Origin of the sequence: Pseudomonas alliivorans, from assembly GCF_017826695.1 — a bacterium.
Taxonomy (GTDB): domain Bacteria; phylum Pseudomonadota; class Gammaproteobacteria; order Pseudomonadales; family Pseudomonadaceae; genus Aquipseudomonas; species Aquipseudomonas alliivorans.
The window spans coordinates 607002-624321 of sequence record NZ_JAFFZW010000002.1; the positions used below are offsets into that span (position 1 = coordinate 607002).

Consider the following 17320-nt stretch of genomic DNA (forward strand, 5'->3'; position numbering starts at 1 on the left):
AACCGAACGGACCGCGAGCGATGCGGCAGTTTACTGGCAGTTCGACAGCGATGCTTGAATATCGATCCTTAAGTCGTTGACCCGACTGGACGCCACCAGGCAGGAAACAACTGCGTCACCTTGCGTTCGGCAAAGCGGTCGTCGATGAGCATCACCACCCCGCGATCACTCTGGCTGCGAATGACCCGTCCCGCCGCCTGTATGACTTTCTGCACGCCGGGATACAGGTAGGTGTAATCGTAGCCAGCGCCAAACAAGGCCGCCATGCGCTGCTTGAACTGTTCATTGACGGGATTGAGCTGCGGCAGGCCAAGCGTGGCGATGAAAGCACCGATCAGCCGGGCACCCGGTAAATCGATCCCTTCGCCGAAAGCTCCGCCGAGCACCGCAAAACCGATGCCCTGGCTGCTCAGGGTGAAACGTTCGAGAAAGGCGTGACGCTCGCTCTCTCCCATTCCCCTGGCCTGCTGCCACAAGGTGATATGCGGATGAGTACGCGCCATCAATTCGGCGACCTGTTGCAGGTAATCGAAACTGCTGAAGAACGCCAGGTAATTGCCCGGCCGAGTCTGAAACTGCTCCGCCATCAATTCGACAATAGGTGCCAGCGATGCCTGCCGATGGGTATAGCGCGTGGAGATTCGGCTGACAATGCGCACCTCCAGTTGCTCATGGTGGAACGGCGACTCCACATCGATCCACACGGTGCCGGCAGGCAGGCCCAGCAGATCGCGATAGTAGTGACTGGGGTTGAGCGTGGCGGAGAACAGCACAGTACTGCGTGCTGCCATCAGCCGCGGCTGAATAAAGCGCGCCGGCACCACATTGCGCAGACTCAGACGCGACAGGCTGCCCTTGCTGCCGACATCCCGCTTGGCAATGTCGAACAGGAAGTGCTCATCGAACAGCTCCGCGATGCGCACAAACCCGATGGCTTCCAGATAGAAACCTTGCAACGCAACGTCCACCGCGTGTGGATGCTCGTTGAAATGATCGCCGATGGTTGAAATGCAGAGGTTGAGGCTGTTGAGAAATTTTTCCGGCAGTTGTGTATAGGCCTGATAAACGCCCGCCTGCTCCTTGTGCAGCGCGGTCCACTGCCGACTCACACGCTGCAAGGCTTTCTTCACTGACTCAGGCGCCGTGTGGATCAATGTCTTGATCGTACTTTGGTCGAGGCTGGCGCTGTACATCTGCCGCGCACGCTCGACCATGTTGTGTGCTTCGTCTACCAGCGTCGCGACGCGCCACTGATTCAACTGGCCCAGGCCGAACAGCAGCGCGCTCAAGTCGAAGTAATAGTTGTAGTCGCCGACGACAACGTCGGCCCAGCGCGCCAGCTCCTGACTCAGGTAATACGGACAGACCTGATGCTGCAACGCAACGTCGCGCACACCGGCCTGATCCAGCCAGAGCGATTGCACGGCAGCAGACCGCGCAGCAGGCAGGCGGTCATAAAAGCCCTTCGCAAGCGGACAGGAGTCGCCATTACAGGCTTTGTCCGGGTGCTCGCAGGCCTTGTCCCGCGCCACCAGCTCCAGCACTCGTAACCCGAGCGTCGGTGCGCTTTTGCCGATCACCTGCAAGGCATCAAGCGCCAACCTGCGACCCGGCGTCTTGGCGGTCAGAAAGAATACCTTGTCGAGCGTCTGGACCGGCATCGCCTTGAGCAGCGGAAACAGCGTACCAATGGTCTTGCCGATGCCAGTCGGGGCTTGTGCCATCAGGCAACGGCCGGTGCTCACAGCCTTATAGACCGACTCCGCCAGCGTTCGCTGCCCCGTACGAAACGCTGCATGAGGGAAGGCCAGCGTGCCCAGTGACTGATGCAGCCGTTGAGTGTGAGCCAGCTCCTGACGCGCCCAGTTCAGAAACAGCGCGCACTGCTGTTCGAAAAATGCTCGCAGCGCCTCGGCACTGAACGGCTCGACAATCAGCGTTTCCTGCTCGCTGACGATGTTGAAATACACCAGTGCCAGCGTGACGTCCTGCAGATCGAGTTGCTGGCAGAGCAGCCAGCCGTAGACTTTCACTTGAGCCCAATGCAACTGACGGTGGTTGGCAGGCAAGGCGTCGAGCTCGCCGCGATAGGTTTTCACTTCGTCAAGCTGATTGCGGACCGGGTCGTAGCCATCCGCCCTGCCCCTGACAGTCAGCTCATGGTAGTCACCCGCAAGGCTCAGTTCGGCCTGATAGTCGGCACCTCGCCGTGAAGCAACCGTGCGATGCCCCGCGATACCTTCCTGAGCCGTGGGCGATGGCGTGAAGCGCAGGTCGAGGTCGCCCACCTTGGCGGTGAACTCGCATAACGCCCTCACGGCCACCGTATACCGTTGCGTGGGCAGGCGGTCGAGGACGGACACAGGTTCAGCGCGGGCGGTAGGGGTAGAAGTCACTGCGAGGAAAAGCCATTGATGATAAATACTGGACAGGCGTCCAGTTAACAGCCTGGCGGCGGCGCTGGCAAACACAAATGGATCGACGGGCAATCACTTGGCCACATAAGCGCCACTTGCCTGCTCTAACGCTGCATTAAGGGCGATGAACACCGACTCGGATTCATCGTTGACGGCACAGCCAATACGCAAATGCTGTCGATGCAGTCCCCCTATGCTGAACAGCTCGCCAGGTGTGATGAGCACCCGCTGCTCCAGGAGCGCCGTGAAGACCTTTCGCATGTCGACCGCAGACCGGGTCTCTGCCCAGACGCCGCTGCCGCCTGCCGGTATTTCATAGCGCAGCGCTCGCGCCAGATGCAGATCCAGCCAGCCGGTTGTCTGCCGCATACGTTCGCTTAATGCCAAACGCAACGAAGCCAGGTACGTGTCCAGACGTCCACTCGTGTACAGCCTGGCGATTGCCTTTTGACGAATCGGCGGCAGCTCGAATGAGCGCAGCATGAAATAGCGCTGCCAGTCCCGCTCCTGCACCTGGCACAACAGGTAGCCATACGGTGCTTCCGGTCCCAGCGTTTTGGCGAAGGATCCCAGAATCAGCAAGTGCTGCGGGTCGATCAGATCACGCAGACGGTTAGCCTGACGCGCAAACAGCAACTCGCCGTGGCTGTCATTCTCCAGGACCCAGACCTTGTGGCGGTTCAGTAACAGGGCCGCAGCGCTTGTATTGTCGTCAGAGCGAATGCTGCCCCGGACCGGGTTGAGCAGCGATGACAGCAGCGCCAGGCTGATCCGCTCGCTCAGCAGTGCCCGTTCAAGCTCGTCCAGATCAATGCCTGCGCGCTCGTCCAGCGGGATTTCGATGACACGCATGTCGAACGCCTGCAGAAGCCGCAACAACGTCCACGGACACGGAGACTCGACCAGAACAGTTGTACCGCGCAACTCCAGGGTCTCGATCACGGCCTTGAGCATGCCCGGCAGGTCCGGCCCTATATAGACGTTGTCGGCGTACCAGCCCTGCCCGGCATCGCGTGTATAGCGGGCCGCAAGCGCTGCGCGTAGCTCAACATCACCGAACGGCTGAAATCCCGCGCCGCCGGAACGAGGATACAGCCGCGCCAGCTCCCGCTCCATGATCAGCAGCGGACAGCTTGATTCCCTGGCTGCGCTCGGCTCGTCACTGCCCAGCAGGTGCACTCCCGGACGGCGCGCGCTTCGGCAGTACAGGTCCAGAAGCGGGCTGTCGTTGTCTCTTTCTGCATGATCACCCTCGCTGCTGTCGCTCGGTATCGAGTAATAGCCTGATTTGGGCACCGAGCAGACCCGCTGTTCTTTTTCCAGCATCGAGTAGGCACTTTGCACCGTCGAGATGGACACCTTGAGACGCTTGGCCAACTGACGCAGCGAGGGCAGTTTGGCCGGTGATGTGTCCTGCGCCTCGTTGACCAGGCGCAATAGATAGCGGTAGACCGCCTGATAGGCGAAATCCGTTTTGTTTTTCATCCAAGAATTACCTGGCGCTCAGCCAATAAGAGATTCCAGGCAGCCGCGACCCGACCGATACCGAAGTCGGCATGGTCGGGGCTGCAACGCAGGCTTAACGCCCGGAAAGGATCTGCACCACGGATTCACCGGTGGCCGGATCAATCGTCAGTATCCGGCGCTTGTCCGGGTCGGCGGCGCGAATTCGGGCGATGATCGAACCATCGTCGTTGAAGTCCACCCGTTGCCGGGTGTACAGACTGCGCAGCCCCTCGATCGTGAGACCGCTGATGTCCATCAACCAATGAAGCAACTGATCAGGCGCTGTGGCACCAGCCAGCACCTTGTGCAGGTCAGGAAGCGCAATCAGCATTCCGGGATGGCAGCGCCGCAGAAAAGCTTCCAGGCCACGCCCTTCGTGCACAAAGGGAGAGAACAGCAGGCAGATCAGTTGCGTTTCATTCAGGCCATAGCCTTCCTGAGCGAAACTGGCAGCCAGATGACGACGCGCTTCGATACGCTCATCGCCCTCGTAGGCACTCAAGGCCTGCTCGATAAGACGCGCAGGCATCTGCTTCGCGCGCATCAGGGATTTTGCCATCGTCAGGTATTCGGCGATCCCGTCGGCGTAGCTGCGGTCCTGCAGAAACTGCGTGGCAAGCCCGCGCATGTGCGCCATCAACAGTGGATTGGCACAATCGGACTCACTGAAACTGAAAGCCAGGTCGTCGAATCGAAAGCCCAGAAATTCCGTCAGCAGAGTCCAGTGCTCGTCGGCATTGCAACTCACCAGATCAGCAATGCCGATCAGCGCCGGCGCGCTCGGCCTGAAGGCAGAACCGACAGGGCGGGCAACCCGGTTCGGCCCCTCTTCGTCGCCATACAGCTCTTGATAAAACGCCTCGCCGACATGATCCAGCGTCCTGAGCACGCTGTTGGCGCTCTGGCTCTTCCAGCGACCGACACCCTGCCCTGTGCCTTGCGCCAGACGCATGATCCAGGTGATGTACTGTTTCTGCTCCTTTCGAGAATCGCCGCTGACCAGCGCATCCACGCCCTTGCCCCAGCACGACGCCCGCCCCAGAAACTCGGCCAGCCCCAGGTAGCAACTGTTGCAGAACGTGGTGCGCGCATCGCCCGCCGAGAGGTGACCGGCCAACAACATGTCGGAGCGATTCTGTTCACGCCCCGCGCTGGAAAACGGCAGATCCGGCTCAAAGGGCTGGACGTACTGGTTATCGAACACCAGCATCTCGACCCGCGGATCATCGTAAAGAAACAGTGCGCCGTAGCTTCTGTCGATATTGTCCATGACCGCCGGGGTCATGCCTGCATGACGCCGGTTGGCCACACGCAGGTTGAACGTCCCTGGCGCGCGGCAGGCAATACTCAGTTGGGCAGCCCGGACAAACGCCAGCGTGTAGGCACTGTCCTTGCCACCGCCAAAAGCGACCAGCACCTTGAACGAAGAAATTCGCTCTATGCCACCGGCAGCCACAATCAAGCGCTGGATCAACAGTTGCAAGGCCGTGCGTTCGGCGCGCGAGAAATAACCCAGCAAACGTTGCAGCACTTGCTGGTACACATAGTTCATTGCCTGTTCGTGAATCACACTCATCGTGTTCCCCCTGCCTGTTTATTCCGGCAAGGCACCCTGCGCATATGGCATTCAACATCAGGCTGTCCAACACATCTGAAATCGACCATGACTCATTCCCTGAGTAATAATTACCCAACTATTATCAGTATCCCTGAAACAATTACAAGGCACAGATCCGGGCGGAAAACAGTGCAGTTAACGATGAGCGGTTTAGCTGTTAAACAAAGTGTTTATTGCCAGAGCAGTTTATCCATGTGGACCCGGCAACCCGACAACTGATCACGCGGAAGGCCCCACCCCATGAACACGGGCACTTCGCCGACAATCCGACAGCGATACATACAGCCAAATACTTATGAGCCGTAGGAAATATTAGTTAAAAGACAGACGTTCTGAAGGACTGATTAAACATAAATAATCATGCTGGCGGCCATTCAATATTCAACATTCATACGCCAGACGCAATGCGTTCAGCCATGATCCGGAACAGCACACCTTACCGACATTATTTGACGACCCGCAGACTATTGCCGTTGCTCGTACTTTATTTTTCCATTCGGCAATTACTTTAATGTCGAAGACAAGGCATGCTCTCTACACTCATGTCCGTCATTGTCGGCAAGAACATCATGTGCGCCCGGATACAAAAAAGCCTTCCACTGGGAAGGCTTTCAGTTCGGTGCAACCTCTGGCTTCTACCTTGCGCAGACCTCAGTCAGACGCGATCTCCAGCACTGCTCGCCCACCGATCGGGCAGGTGTCCATGTAACGGTGCGCCTGTACCACTTGCTCGAACGGGAAGCTGCGCGTCTGCAATGGCGCCAACACGCGGTCAGCGGTCAGTTGGTTGAGGTCACGCAGCGCCCGCTTCAGCGCTTCTTCGTCCTGAGTGATGCCCAGTTCCGGCTTGCCGGTAAAATTGCCCAGGCAGTGAACGTAGAACTGAATGTTCTTCTGGAATGCAGCGCAGGCCGGAAATGGCGTCTGATTGCCACCTTGCAGACCATAGAGCACCAGACTGCCTCGCGGTGCCAGCACATCCCCCATCAACGACATCTGTGGCCCACCCAAACCATCGAAGACCGCATCGACGCCACGGTTATCGGTGTACTTGTTGATCGCCATCAACAGGTCCTGTTCTTCGGTGACCACCACCTTGTCGGCGCCCAGCGACAGTAGATACTCGCGGGCGTCTTCGGTCTTGGTGGCGGCGATGACACGCACGCCCAGCGCCTTGCCCATCTGAACGAATGACGGTCCGGCGCAATGGCTGGCGTCGGTCACCAGCACATACTGACCGGCCTTGACCCGCGCCAGATCGACATAGGCAAAGTAAGCCACCAGATACGGTGTGTAGTGCACGCTGGCCTGAACCGGCGTCAGCACATCCGGATAACGGACCAGCGCCTTGCGCGGCAGCACAATCGACTCGCCGTACACCGGATGCTCATTGGCGTCCGCTGCGGGGAAGCTGGCGACCTTTTCGCCAATGCTCAGGTCATCGACCCCCTCGCCCAACGCGGTCACCACACCTGCCATTTCGTATCCCAGACCAGCCGGAAGCCGGGCATGGGTGGAAGCCAGATTTTGTCGCCAGAGAACGTCATACCAGCTGACACCGATCGCCTGGACGCGCACTTGCACCTCACCGGGTGCAGGCAACGCGTCGGGGTGCTCTTCGATCTTGAGCACCTCGGCCGGGCCAAACTGGTTAAAACGGATCATGCGGGACATTGAGAACCTCGCCTCGTAAACCTTGATGCCACAAACTCTATCCGGGCATTGCCGGTAACACTATCAGTGGCTATTAATAGTCGACATGCCTGTCATCGATTGTCCCTGAAAGGCTGCACAGCTTGCCAGACAACGCTTGTGCGGCGATTCGAAGATGGCCGCCATTGTTCGCATGTCGACGAAACATTGCAACCCATGTGGGCATTTAACGCAGGTCAATGATCTTTCTGTTAATTTTTGATTCGTGAAATCGACGTTTGCTCGTACTATCGCACCCTGCCCCCGCTTCCATTCGACAAATGGCCCGAGACCCTTCGTATGAATCGCAACGACCTGCGTCGCGTCGACCTCAATCTGCTCATCGTCTTTGAAACCCTGATGCATGAAAGAAGCGTCACACGCGCTGCGGAGAAACTGTTCCTCGGCCAACCGGCGATCAGCGCCGCCCTCTCAAGGCTGCGCGGGCTGTTCGACGACCCACTGTTCGTACGCACCGGCCGCAGCATGGAGCCGACCGCACGCGCCACCGAGATCTTCGGCCTGCTCTCCCCGGCGCTGGACTCCATCTCCACGGCCGTCAGCCGCGCGTCGGAGTTCGACCCGGCCACCAGCACCTCGGTTTTTCGTATCGGCCTGTCCGACGACGTCGAATTCGCCCTGCTGCCAACCTTGCTCAAACGTCTGCGTTCGGAAGCGCCGGGCATCGTGCTGGTCATCCGACGGGTCAATTACATCCTGATGCCGCCACTGCTGGCATCGGGCGAAATCTCGGTCGGCGTCAGCTACACCCAGGACCTGCCCGCCAACGCCAAGCGCAAGGTCCTGCGCCGCAGCAAGCCGCAACTGCTGCGCGCCGACTCGATCCCCGGCCCACTGAGCCTCGACGACTTCTGCGCCCGCCCCCACGCCCTCGTGTCCTTCGCAGGCGACCTGAGCGGATTCATCGACGAACACCTCGAGCAACTGGACCGCAAACGCCACGTCGTCCTCGCCGTCCCGCAATTCAATGGCCTGGCGACACTGCTGACCGGCACCGACATCATCGCCACCGTCCCGGACTACGCCGCCCAAGTGCTGACTGCGGCGGGCGGCGTGCGGGCTGAAGAACTGCCGATTGAAACGCGTACCTTTGAATTGCACATGGCGTGGCGTGGCGCGCAGGACAATGATCCAGGGGAGCGGTGGTTGAGGTCGCGGATTCAGATGTTCTTTGGCGACCCTGACAGTCTCTAGGTTTCATCGGGCAGGCTGTTTATCTGATCATTTTTGCCTTTTCATAGGCCATGGAGATCCATTCACTTCCAGTGGATTGCTACATTGGGGCACATCTGAGGGCATGCTTTGGATGGTTTGAAAAGGATGCCCCCAGCCCAAGGCCAAGTGGCCCATTGATGAGGATAGCTGCGACCGGACGCTTTGCGATCGACATACCGGCCTGAGGCTTTCAGCGGTGGCCCGGACCACAGGTTTGGGGGGATAACGTTTCAAGCTCTTTTATGAAACGTTATCTTCCCCCAAATCAATCCTATGACTGCAGCAACCGAAGAAGCGGCCAGCACGCTGAGTTTGGCGGACGACAGCAATGCAGCATCGGAAAACGCCAACGATGCAATAAAAATAGACATCGTGAAGCCAATCCCTGCCAACAGGCCAACTAGCCCTACTCCACTCCACGTCACACCATCGGGCAACTTGCAGATGTTCAGTTTGACCAGAGCAAAGCTGGCCAGAATGACGCCCAGCGGTTTTCCAAGCACCAACGCCAGCATCACACCCACAAACACTTTCTGAGAAAGCGCCTCATCCAAATTGGCACCTGCAAAGCTCACCCCGGCGTTAGCCAGCGCGAACAGGGGCATGACGCCAAAAGCCACCCATGGGTGCAACCCAACCTGGATTCGCTGAACGGGTGGCAGCACTTCGCGCTGCGCGTGGCGCAATTGCTTGAGTGGTCCTGCGACGGCCTGCGGATTGTCTTTGGCCTGAGAAAAGCGGTCCATTAACTCATGGAAGGTCCGCCCGATTGTTTCCAGTGGGCGCTCCGTTGCGGGCTTGGAGTTCACCGGCGTCATGAGCCCAAGTATCACTCCCGCCAGCGTTGGATGAACGCCAGTCTTCAGCAGCCCAAACCAGACGATGGCACCCGGCACCACATAGGCATATGCCTTGCCTATGCCCATTCGCTGTAAAGCCAATACCAGTGCCAAACCGCCCAACGCGATTACCAACCCCAGATAATCCAGGCTTGCGGTGTAAAAGATCGCGATGATCAAAATCGCGACGATGTCATCGATAATGGCCAGTGCCAACAGCAGAATCCGCACGCCACTTGGGATAGATTTCCCCAGCAAGGCGAGCACCCCGACGGCAAAAGCAATGTCAGTCGCGGTAGGCACAGCCCAGCCAGCACTCGCCTCGCTACCATGATTGAGCAGCGTATAGATGATCGCAGGCATCATGACACCGCCCAGCGCCGCCCCTAAAGGCAGTGTCGCGAGTTTCATATTCGCCAGTGCGCCGTCCTTGATCTCTTGGCGGATTTCAGCCCCAACCACCAAAAAGAAGATCGTCATCAGGCCGTCGTTCACCAGAAAATGCAGTGAGCGGGAAACGCTGAAATCGCCCACCCCCAAGGTGACCTGCGTGTGCCAGAAATGCTCATAGGATTCGGCGACCGGACTATTGGCCCAAATCAGCGCCGCCAACGCCGCGAGCAAAAGGACGATCCCGCTGACTGCTTCAATATGAGAGAACCGCTCCAGCGCAGAAAACGCACGTTCGGTTAAAACCTGAGGACGGGGAATAGCTGGAGAGGCCGAGTTTTTTTCAGACACGATAACGCTCCGTTGGCGGCCCGACCAACGCTTGCATTTAACCTGCGCAGTGCCGTATGCAGCAACGCACCCAGCGCGATCATAAGAAGCTGGCCGATGAGATGCAAATTGCCATGGCCCAATGCGCCATGAAACTTCTGACTTGGGGCACACCCAATCAGCCATAGTCTTTGGCGCACTTCACTGACTTTCATTGAAGCGTGACCACGACTGGCCCAATTATTTATAAGGACTGATTATGATCGCTCGCTGGCGCTGGCTGATGAGTCAACTGACGAAGCGACTATGGTTCAGAGCCAGCCTGTTTTCCTTGCTCGGACTGTGAACTGGTTTACCTGCGCGGCCTGACAGTGGATGATCTGTTCGATGACTTCTTCGCCCCCATCGCCAGAGACGGTGCTGCGCTTCTGGAAGTGGATGTGCGCCTGCTGAAGGCTCTTGCCAGCCTTGCACAAATCAATCCGGGCCTATTCCAGAAATCATGTGCCAAGCACGCGGATCTTTTACTCAAGCGCGCGAATAGCGCGCTTACCCTGCAAGAGGATAAAGACCAACTCCGCGCACTGGCCCGACCGCTGGCGGTTTAGCCTACTGCCTCGCTTGACGCGGCGCTGATTCATCCGCCAACGGCTGGATAAAGCCGCGAGCCAACTGCTGATACAACTCAGGCCCCATTCTTGAACTTACTGCCTTGGCGATCAGGGAGACAGCCATCAGGCTGATCACCATTGAGTGGCTGTCAATCATTTCCATGACGATGATCGCGGACGTGATGGGCGACTGGGTCACTGCAGCCAGAAAACCGACCATGCACAGGGCAATCATGGGTTGCATGGCCAAGCCGAATAGATCAGCGACGTTTGCACCTACGGCGGCCCCCACGGCCAGGGCCGGGGCAAAGATGCCGCCAGGAATGCCCGAGAAATAAGTCACCACTGTGGCGAGAAAACGCGTGATTGGAGCGTGCCATGGCAAGCTGATTTCGGAAGCGATGACGTGGGACGTGACACCGTACCCACTGCCAAAAGACATACCACCGCTTAGCCAACCCAATATCGCCACAATCAAGCCACAGATTCCGGCGAACCAGACAGGATGCCGGGCGCGCCACTCCCAGACTACAAATCGACGATGTCGCTGAGGCCACAGCAGCATTTGGCTGAACAATCCGCCCAACAGCCCGCAGCCGACACCGATCGCCATCACTGGCGCGACGATATCGACATTGATGCCCTCTATGTTGAAGTGTCCGAAGTAGTTGTAATTACCTTGCAACGCAATTGCGACCATCCCAGACAAGATGATGGTACTGAGCAACACCCCGCTCGTGCGGGTTTCCAGCTTGCGTCCCAGTTCTTCCACAGCGAAAGCGATGCCAGCCAGAGGGGTATTGAACGCGGCGGCAATACCTGCCGCACCGCCAGCCAGAATAAGGTCCTCAGCGCGAATGACCCGTGCGTTGGGCAAAAACCGATGAAAGAAATGCATGATCGAGGCCGCGACTTGCACCGAGGGGCCTTCGCGCCCAGCCGAAAAGCCCCCAGTCAATGCCAAGGCACCTATCCCTATCTTGGCGAAAGCTATGCGAAGCGAAATCAGATTGTCCACCCGCTTGCCCTGATGAACCAGGCGGGTGGCCGCGATCACTTGAGGGATGCCGCTGCCCTGTGCTCCGACAAAAAAGCGGGTGGTCAGCCAGACAACCAGCATGCCGATCAGTGGGGTGTAAATGAAGGGTAGCCACGGCCGCTCGGCAGTCTGCTGGGCAAATTGCGCCAGAGCCATATCGGCCAGACGAGCAAACATAACCACGAGCAGCCCCGCCATGGTCGCGGCCACCCAAAGCGTGATGCGGGTGCGCCAGCGCATTGAGGCAAAACGGCGGCGTATCAGCATTATCGGTTTGATCACTCAATGGTTTCCAGTTGCGGTTCAACGTGATGTGTCAGCAAGCCTACTCAAATAAACGACGACGTCCAAACACAATTGGAGGGCTACTTGCCTGGTGATCTGGCCCACCTAGGGTATCGCATCGACCAGATGGTCAACCCGTTGTATTGATAACGGAGAGCGGTACGCATCGCACTGACTGGGTTTGTCATTCCATTCATGGCGGTCTATACCCGGCGCTTATGCTGCAACACGATTATCTGTGGATGACCACCGTCAACTGCCGCCTCAACAGCCACTGAAGCTTGCGCGCACGACTGAAGCTGGTGACTTGCAACTGTGTTTCGATGGGAAGTGCTGACCCCTCGCCGGCCAAGTCTGAAACCTGACACTCGACGACTAAGAATCAATTCAATCCGACTGATTTGGCCGAACTTTCGGCAAACACTGTCAGATAGGGGAACCAAATATCTCGTTCTACCCTCGGAACAGCGGGCATCAATACAAATGCACGCAATGCGTGCCCTAACCAAGGAGGCTCTCATGGGTCAAAACCCAAAGGATGATCTACCCGTCAATCCTCAGCCCGTCGGTGAGGACGGCATTCCTGCTCCCAGCGGAGCCGCGAACCTCATTGATACCGACTATGTCATCGGCCAGGACAACATCAAGGGTGACTTTTCCTTTTCGCTAGATATCCATGGCAAAGTCTTCATCATTTCGGCAGCGGCAATATTGCTGTTCGTCATTCTGACATTAGCGTTACAGAATGAGGTCGAGCCCCTTTTCAGCTCGATCCGTAACTGGCTGACAAGCCACCTGGCATGGTTTTTCATGAGCGTGGCGAACGTTTTTGTTGTGCTGTGCCTGGTGCTGATCGTTTCTCCATTAGGCAAGGTTCGCTTGGGCGGAAGAGACGCCAAGCCAGACCACACTTACATTGGCTGGTTTTCGATGCTCTTTGCCGCAGGCATGGGTATCGGACTGATGTTCTATGGCGTTGCCGAACCTATGTCGCACTACGCCGCGTCAATGGGTGGTGTCACTCTCGACGCTAATGGCGCGCGTACCGACTGGGCTCCGCTGGCAGGGGCTGCAGGCGATATGAAAGGGGCCGCCGACCTGGCAATGGCCTCAACAATCTTCCATTGGGGCCTGCACCCTTGGGCGATCTACGCGATTGTTGCGCTGTCCCTTGCTCTTTTTTCCTACAACAAAGGTCTGCCACTCTCAATACGCTCGATCTTCTATCCATTGCTGGGAGAACGTGTCTGGGGATGGCCAGGGCATATCATCGATATACTCGCGGTTTTCGCCACGCTATTCGGATTGGCGACATCACTAGGGATCGGTGCAGAACAGGCCGCTGCAGGGATTGAATACCTATTCGGTATCAAGTCCTCGAACCTGAGCAAAGTTGTGCTGATCATTGGCATTACACTGATAGCACTGTGGTCGGTTTTGTCAGGCTTGGACAAAGGTGTGAAGCTGCTGTCCCAGATCAACATGGGTTTGGCGCTGTTGCTGCTGCTGTTCATTATCATCGTGGGCCCGACTCTCGCAATTTTCAGCGGGTTCTTCAAGAATCTGGTGACCTACGCAGAGTACCTTCCTGCACTGTCCAACCCGTTCGGAAGAACTGACACCGAGTTCACTCAAGGCTGGACTGCCTTCTATTGGGCCTGGTGGATCAGTTGGTCACCTTTTGTCGGGATGTTTATCGCCCGTGTCAGTCGCGGTCGGACCGTTCGGGAATTCCTGATCTCAGTGTTGTTGGTACCTACACTCGTTTCAGTATTGTGGATGACAACGTTCGGCGGAACGGCTATTGACCAAGCCACCGTCCAGGGATTTGTCGGTGTCAAGGATGCCGTCCTGGAGCTCAAGTTGTTCGCAATGCTCGGGCATTTACCGCTCAAGGATATCACCTCGTTTCTGGGGATCATCCTGGTCATTGTCTTCTTCATTACCTCCTCTGACTCCGGGTCTCTGGTGATCGACACCATCACAGCCGGTGGCAAAGTCGACGCACCTGTTCCACAGCGCGTTTTTTGGGCAGTCATCGAAGGTGTGATCGCCATCGCTTTGTTGCTCGGCGGTGGTCTGGTGGCATTGCAGGCGATGGCCGTTTCCACCGGCCTGCCGTTCGCGATCGTACTGATGCTGGGGTGCATTTCATTGATCAAAGGCCTGATGTCTGAGCCCCGATCGTAAGACCTCACGGGATGACTTAACAAAATCTGACAGTCTGCGAGATGCGTAACTCTGCAATGGTGTTGCGCGCTCACGGGCACCTGTCGAGGGTGGCATGCTGCAAGCAACTATCGATCTTTTCATAAGTGTTGTCAGGGACCAGCGGAACACTTCTGCTGCTCGCATTCCTATTGATAAGTATCGGAGTACCTGACTTGCCTGAGCCTTGGTGTGGGCAGCGTTGCAGTCGCACGGGCTGTGCAGGATATATTGATTGGACGGCTATTACGAAATAGATGCCCCCCCTATCTACCAGCAAAGGCTTGATCAAGCGGAGCAGTAGATCAATCCCACAGCGTTCCGACGGGCGTGGATGGGGAGTAATGGTTAGCTATCTGCGCCTGCAGCAACTCGGCAGTAGCAAGGGCATCGGTTAGCGCGTGATGCGCATGGTAGTTTGGCAGGTTATAGCGCACGCGGCTGTCCGCCAGCCTGATCGAGGGCTGAGGACGACGCAGAAGCCGGTCGAGCCATCCAGGTTTCTGTCTATGCATTCGTGCTTCCAACTGCATGGTGTCAATGACCGGAAACTGCAGCCCTTCTCCCAGATAACGGCGAAACGCCTGATCAAGAAAGCCTCGCTCGATATTACGGTAATGCACAACCATCACCCTCCCTGCCATCGCCCCCAACAGGGCATCCACAACCTCCGTCAGCGGGGGAGCCTGCAAAATATCGGTATGGGTGATGTGGTGGAAGGTGATCGATTGACTACTCAGCTCTGAGGGAGGCTTGATCACCCAATAAAATGCCTGACCGCAATGTACACGTTGCAAGCTGAACGGCATCAGGCCGATGCTGACAATGCTATGGACCTGCGCGTTGAGGCCAGTGGTCTCCACATCCATCGCCAGCAATTGCACCTGCTCTATGGGTGTCCTTGCGTCAACGGCGCCAGCTTCATAGAACCTTCGCACGCAAGGATTGATCGCGTTATGAGCCAACGTCTGAAATCTGTCGGCCCATTCCACGGTTTCAGGTTTGCTTACGGAGTGGCTACCCATCATTACGACTGACGCCCTTTGCCCGGATAACGAAATCGCAGAAAATTCTGCGCATTGCTCAACACTTGAAACGCTTCTTTGAGGTTGTGCCTTTCACTGGTGGAAAATCGCTCAGGCTCAATGTAGTTATCCGGCGTCGCGCCCTGCTCAAGGGCGTCTGCCTGATGCCGGATTCGGACCATGGACAAAAACTCTAATGCGTAACGTAGATGCTCCACCGCATCGGGCTGTAAACGCTGGGTCGTGCTGATTGCATCGAGACGATCAAACGAGTTCTGCGCCGTAGTGCCGCACGCCAGAGCATGGATGCGGATGAGGTCGGTCAGGGGTGCTGTTCCCCTGCCCTTCAAATTGATAATTCTCTTCTGCTGGCCGTCTGTTTCCACTACAAAAGTACGGAAGAACCCCAACGGTGGCGTACGATTCAGCGCAATCCGGGCCATTGCGTTAAGAAATCCGGGATGGGTACTGGATTTTTCAGCACACAACGTCTTGAGCGCGTGAACGAGATCAAGCTGGCCATAAACACCATCGAGGTCGAAAAAAATACTGCTGTTAAGTAGCGTCCCGGCATTTGGTTTTTCAATCCATCGCTCAAAGTAGGCTCGCCAGATCCGTAATGGCTGCCGCCACTGATCATTGGTGGCCATCACCCCACCCTTGCAATAGCTATAGCCGCACGCTGCGAGGCCATCACTGACGAATGTGGCAAGACTGTGAAAGTAACCGTCATGCAGAACGGGGTCGAACCGATCATCCAGCACCAGAGCGTTATCCTGGTCGGTTACCAGCAATTGCTCATCTCGAGCCATCGAGCCCAGTACCATGAAGCAGTACGGTACTGGCGGCGGACCCAGTTCTTTCTCCGCCAACTCAATCAGACGCTGGGTAAAGGCCCGGCCAATACCTGAAATAGCGCTGCCGATCATGTGCGCAGTCGCGCCGTCCCGCACCATCCGAATGTAGGTGGCGCGAAGATCACGCAGCAATGAGCGCAATCCCGCGACAGACGTCTGATTGGATATTCGGTTGACCAGGTACAAGCTACTCTGGGACTCGTAGCGGATGATATCCGACAGATTAATCAGGCCTAAGGTACGGCCCTTGTGGACGACTGGCAGGTGATGAATATTACGCCTCAGCATGACCAGCATCGCCTCGAACACCGAGTCGTCTGCCTGTATTGCTACGGGATCGCTGGACATGACTTCACTGATAGGTGTCGATACCCCGCTTCGCCCCAAGGCAACTACACGCGTACGCAGATCCCGATCAGTGACGATACCGACCATCTTTGCTGCTTCGCCTTCAACCACAGCCATCACTACCACACAAGAAACACTTTGTTCGGTCATGACTTTGGCGGCGTCATGCACCGAGGTGTCGGATGCGACCCAGACCAAAGCACGAGAAATCAAAGCGCGGCTTTTCAGTTGGATCAACTCGCTTGCACGGCCTTGGGCATCGACGGCGGACTTGAGTCTGGAGTGGCCTTCCGCCTCAACGAAATCGGCAAAGGCATCGTGCTGCGCACATAACTGGGCGAACACCTCTGCGGGAATAAAGTAGATCAGGCTGTCTTCCAGGGCGCGGGCAGGAAAGCGAACTTTGTTGCTGCGCAGCAAACCTGCCTGGCCGAAGATGTCTCCTTCAACGAGTCGGTTGTAGAGCTCACCATTCCGGCGATAAACCTCTACTGCCCCGCTGCGCACGTAGTGCAGGTCCTGGATGATCGCTCCCGCCTCGAGGATATCGCTGCCGGCCTTGAAATAGCCGACTTCAACGCGCTGTGCGATAGCATCCAGCGATGCCTGCGGCAACGTATCGAAAGGTGCGAAGCGTTGAAGATGGTCGCGAATCTCCAGTAACTCGATTTGCATGGGACCTCAAGGTCGATGAACAAGGCGGGCCCGGCCAAGTGCCCGGGCAGGATCAGTACTGCAGTCATGCGCCACCAGACCACATGTCAGAGAGATGTTCAACCAACCCATGCCCGTATGAAGAAGCCCGCGTGGAAAAGCGGCTTCATTACTGTTTTTCCGGGTAGCGTGCAACGGGTCGTCTTGTCATAGACATTTGTGTAACATGCGTCACCGGGTGTCACCGCAAACCGCGGCAAGGCAG

11 protein-coding genes and 1 pseudogene are annotated in these 17320 nt (G+C 57.2%); 4 read left to right on the top strand and 8 right to left on the bottom strand.

From position 1 onward, the window contains the following. Nucleotides 1–68 precede the first annotated feature (68 nt). The 4 genes from JTJ32_RS07300 to JTJ32_RS07315 all read right to left on the bottom strand — a co-directional run bounded on the left by JTJ32_RS07300 (nt 69) and on the right by JTJ32_RS07315 (nt 7215). Entirely contained in the window at nt 69–2324 is a 2256-nt protein-coding gene (locus tag JTJ32_RS07300; RefSeq protein WP_210041836.1) for an ATP-dependent DNA helicase, read from the bottom strand. A gap of 165 nt (nt 2325–2489) precedes the next feature. Beyond that, nucleotides 2490–3902, bottom strand: coding sequence for an aminotransferase class I/II-fold pyridoxal phosphate-dependent enzyme (locus tag JTJ32_RS07305; RefSeq protein ID WP_210041600.1), 1413 nt, complete (start codon nt 3900–3902; stop codon nt 2490–2492). Nucleotides 3903–3996: 94 nt separating this feature from the next. After that, the gene (locus JTJ32_RS07310) at nt 3997–5499 is read right to left on the bottom strand and encodes a hypothetical protein (RefSeq protein WP_210041601.1); all 1503 of its coding nucleotides are present in this window, start codon (nt 5497–5499) and stop codon (nt 3997–3999) included. Nucleotides 5500–6192: 693 nt separating this feature from the next. Next, the gene (locus tag JTJ32_RS07315; protein WP_184322617.1) at nt 6193–7215 is read right to left on the bottom strand and encodes a zinc-dependent alcohol dehydrogenase family protein; all 1023 of its coding nucleotides are present in this window, start codon (nt 7213–7215) and stop codon (nt 6193–6195) included. A gap of 318 nt (nt 7216–7533) precedes the next feature. Here JTJ32_RS07315 and JTJ32_RS07320 point away from each other — a divergent pair, with 318 nt between their 5' ends. Further along, entirely contained in the window at nt 7534–8448 is a 915-nt protein-coding gene (locus tag JTJ32_RS07320; RefSeq protein ID WP_004879583.1) for a LysR family transcriptional regulator, read from the top strand. A 251-nt stretch (nt 8449–8699) separates the two neighbouring features. Here JTJ32_RS07320 and nhaA read toward each other — a convergent pair whose 3' ends face one another. After that, nucleotides 8700–10049: a Na+/H+ antiporter NhaA gene (nhaA, locus tag JTJ32_RS07325; RefSeq protein WP_210041602.1), complete on the bottom strand. Its 1350-nt coding sequence runs from the start codon at nt 10047–10049 to the stop codon at nt 8700–8702. Nucleotides 10050–10399: 350 nt separating this feature from the next. Here nhaA and JTJ32_RS07330 point away from each other — a divergent pair, with 350 nt between their 5' ends. Continuing rightward, on the top strand, nt 10400–10636 hold the full coding sequence (locus JTJ32_RS07330) for a hypothetical protein (RefSeq protein ID WP_328823956.1): 237 nt from the start codon (nt 10400–10402) through the stop codon (nt 10634–10636). A gap of 1 nt (nt 10637) precedes the next feature. Here the strand turns inward: JTJ32_RS07330 and JTJ32_RS07335 are convergent, their stop codons facing one another. Beyond that, nucleotides 10638–11960, bottom strand: coding sequence for a chloride channel protein (locus JTJ32_RS07335; RefSeq protein WP_210041603.1), 1323 nt, complete (start codon nt 11958–11960; stop codon nt 10638–10640). 159 nt (nt 11961–12119) lie between these two features. Between JTJ32_RS07335 and JTJ32_RS26710 the strand changes: the two are divergent. Further along, nucleotides 12120–12190, top strand: a pseudogene (locus JTJ32_RS26710) (hypothetical protein); the annotation flags it as partial. A 292-nt stretch (nt 12191–12482) separates the two neighbouring features. Next, nucleotides 12483–14153: a BCCT family transporter gene (locus JTJ32_RS07340; RefSeq protein WP_210041604.1), complete on the top strand. Its 1671-nt coding sequence runs from the start codon at nt 12483–12485 to the stop codon at nt 14151–14153. Nucleotides 14154–14476: 323 nt separating this feature from the next. Here JTJ32_RS07340 and JTJ32_RS07345 read toward each other — a convergent pair whose 3' ends face one another. Next, the gene (locus JTJ32_RS07345) at nt 14477–15199 is read right to left on the bottom strand and encodes a 3'-5' exonuclease (RefSeq protein ID WP_408004578.1); all 723 of its coding nucleotides are present in this window, start codon (nt 15197–15199) and stop codon (nt 14477–14479) included. Next, on the bottom strand, nt 15199–17076 hold the full coding sequence (locus JTJ32_RS07350; protein ID WP_210041605.1) for a DUF294 nucleotidyltransferase-like domain-containing protein: 1878 nt from the start codon (nt 17074–17076) through the stop codon (nt 15199–15201). The genes JTJ32_RS07345 and JTJ32_RS07350 overlap by 1 nt, the downstream gene beginning before the upstream one ends. Between the last annotated feature and the right edge of the window lie 244 nt (nt 17077–17320).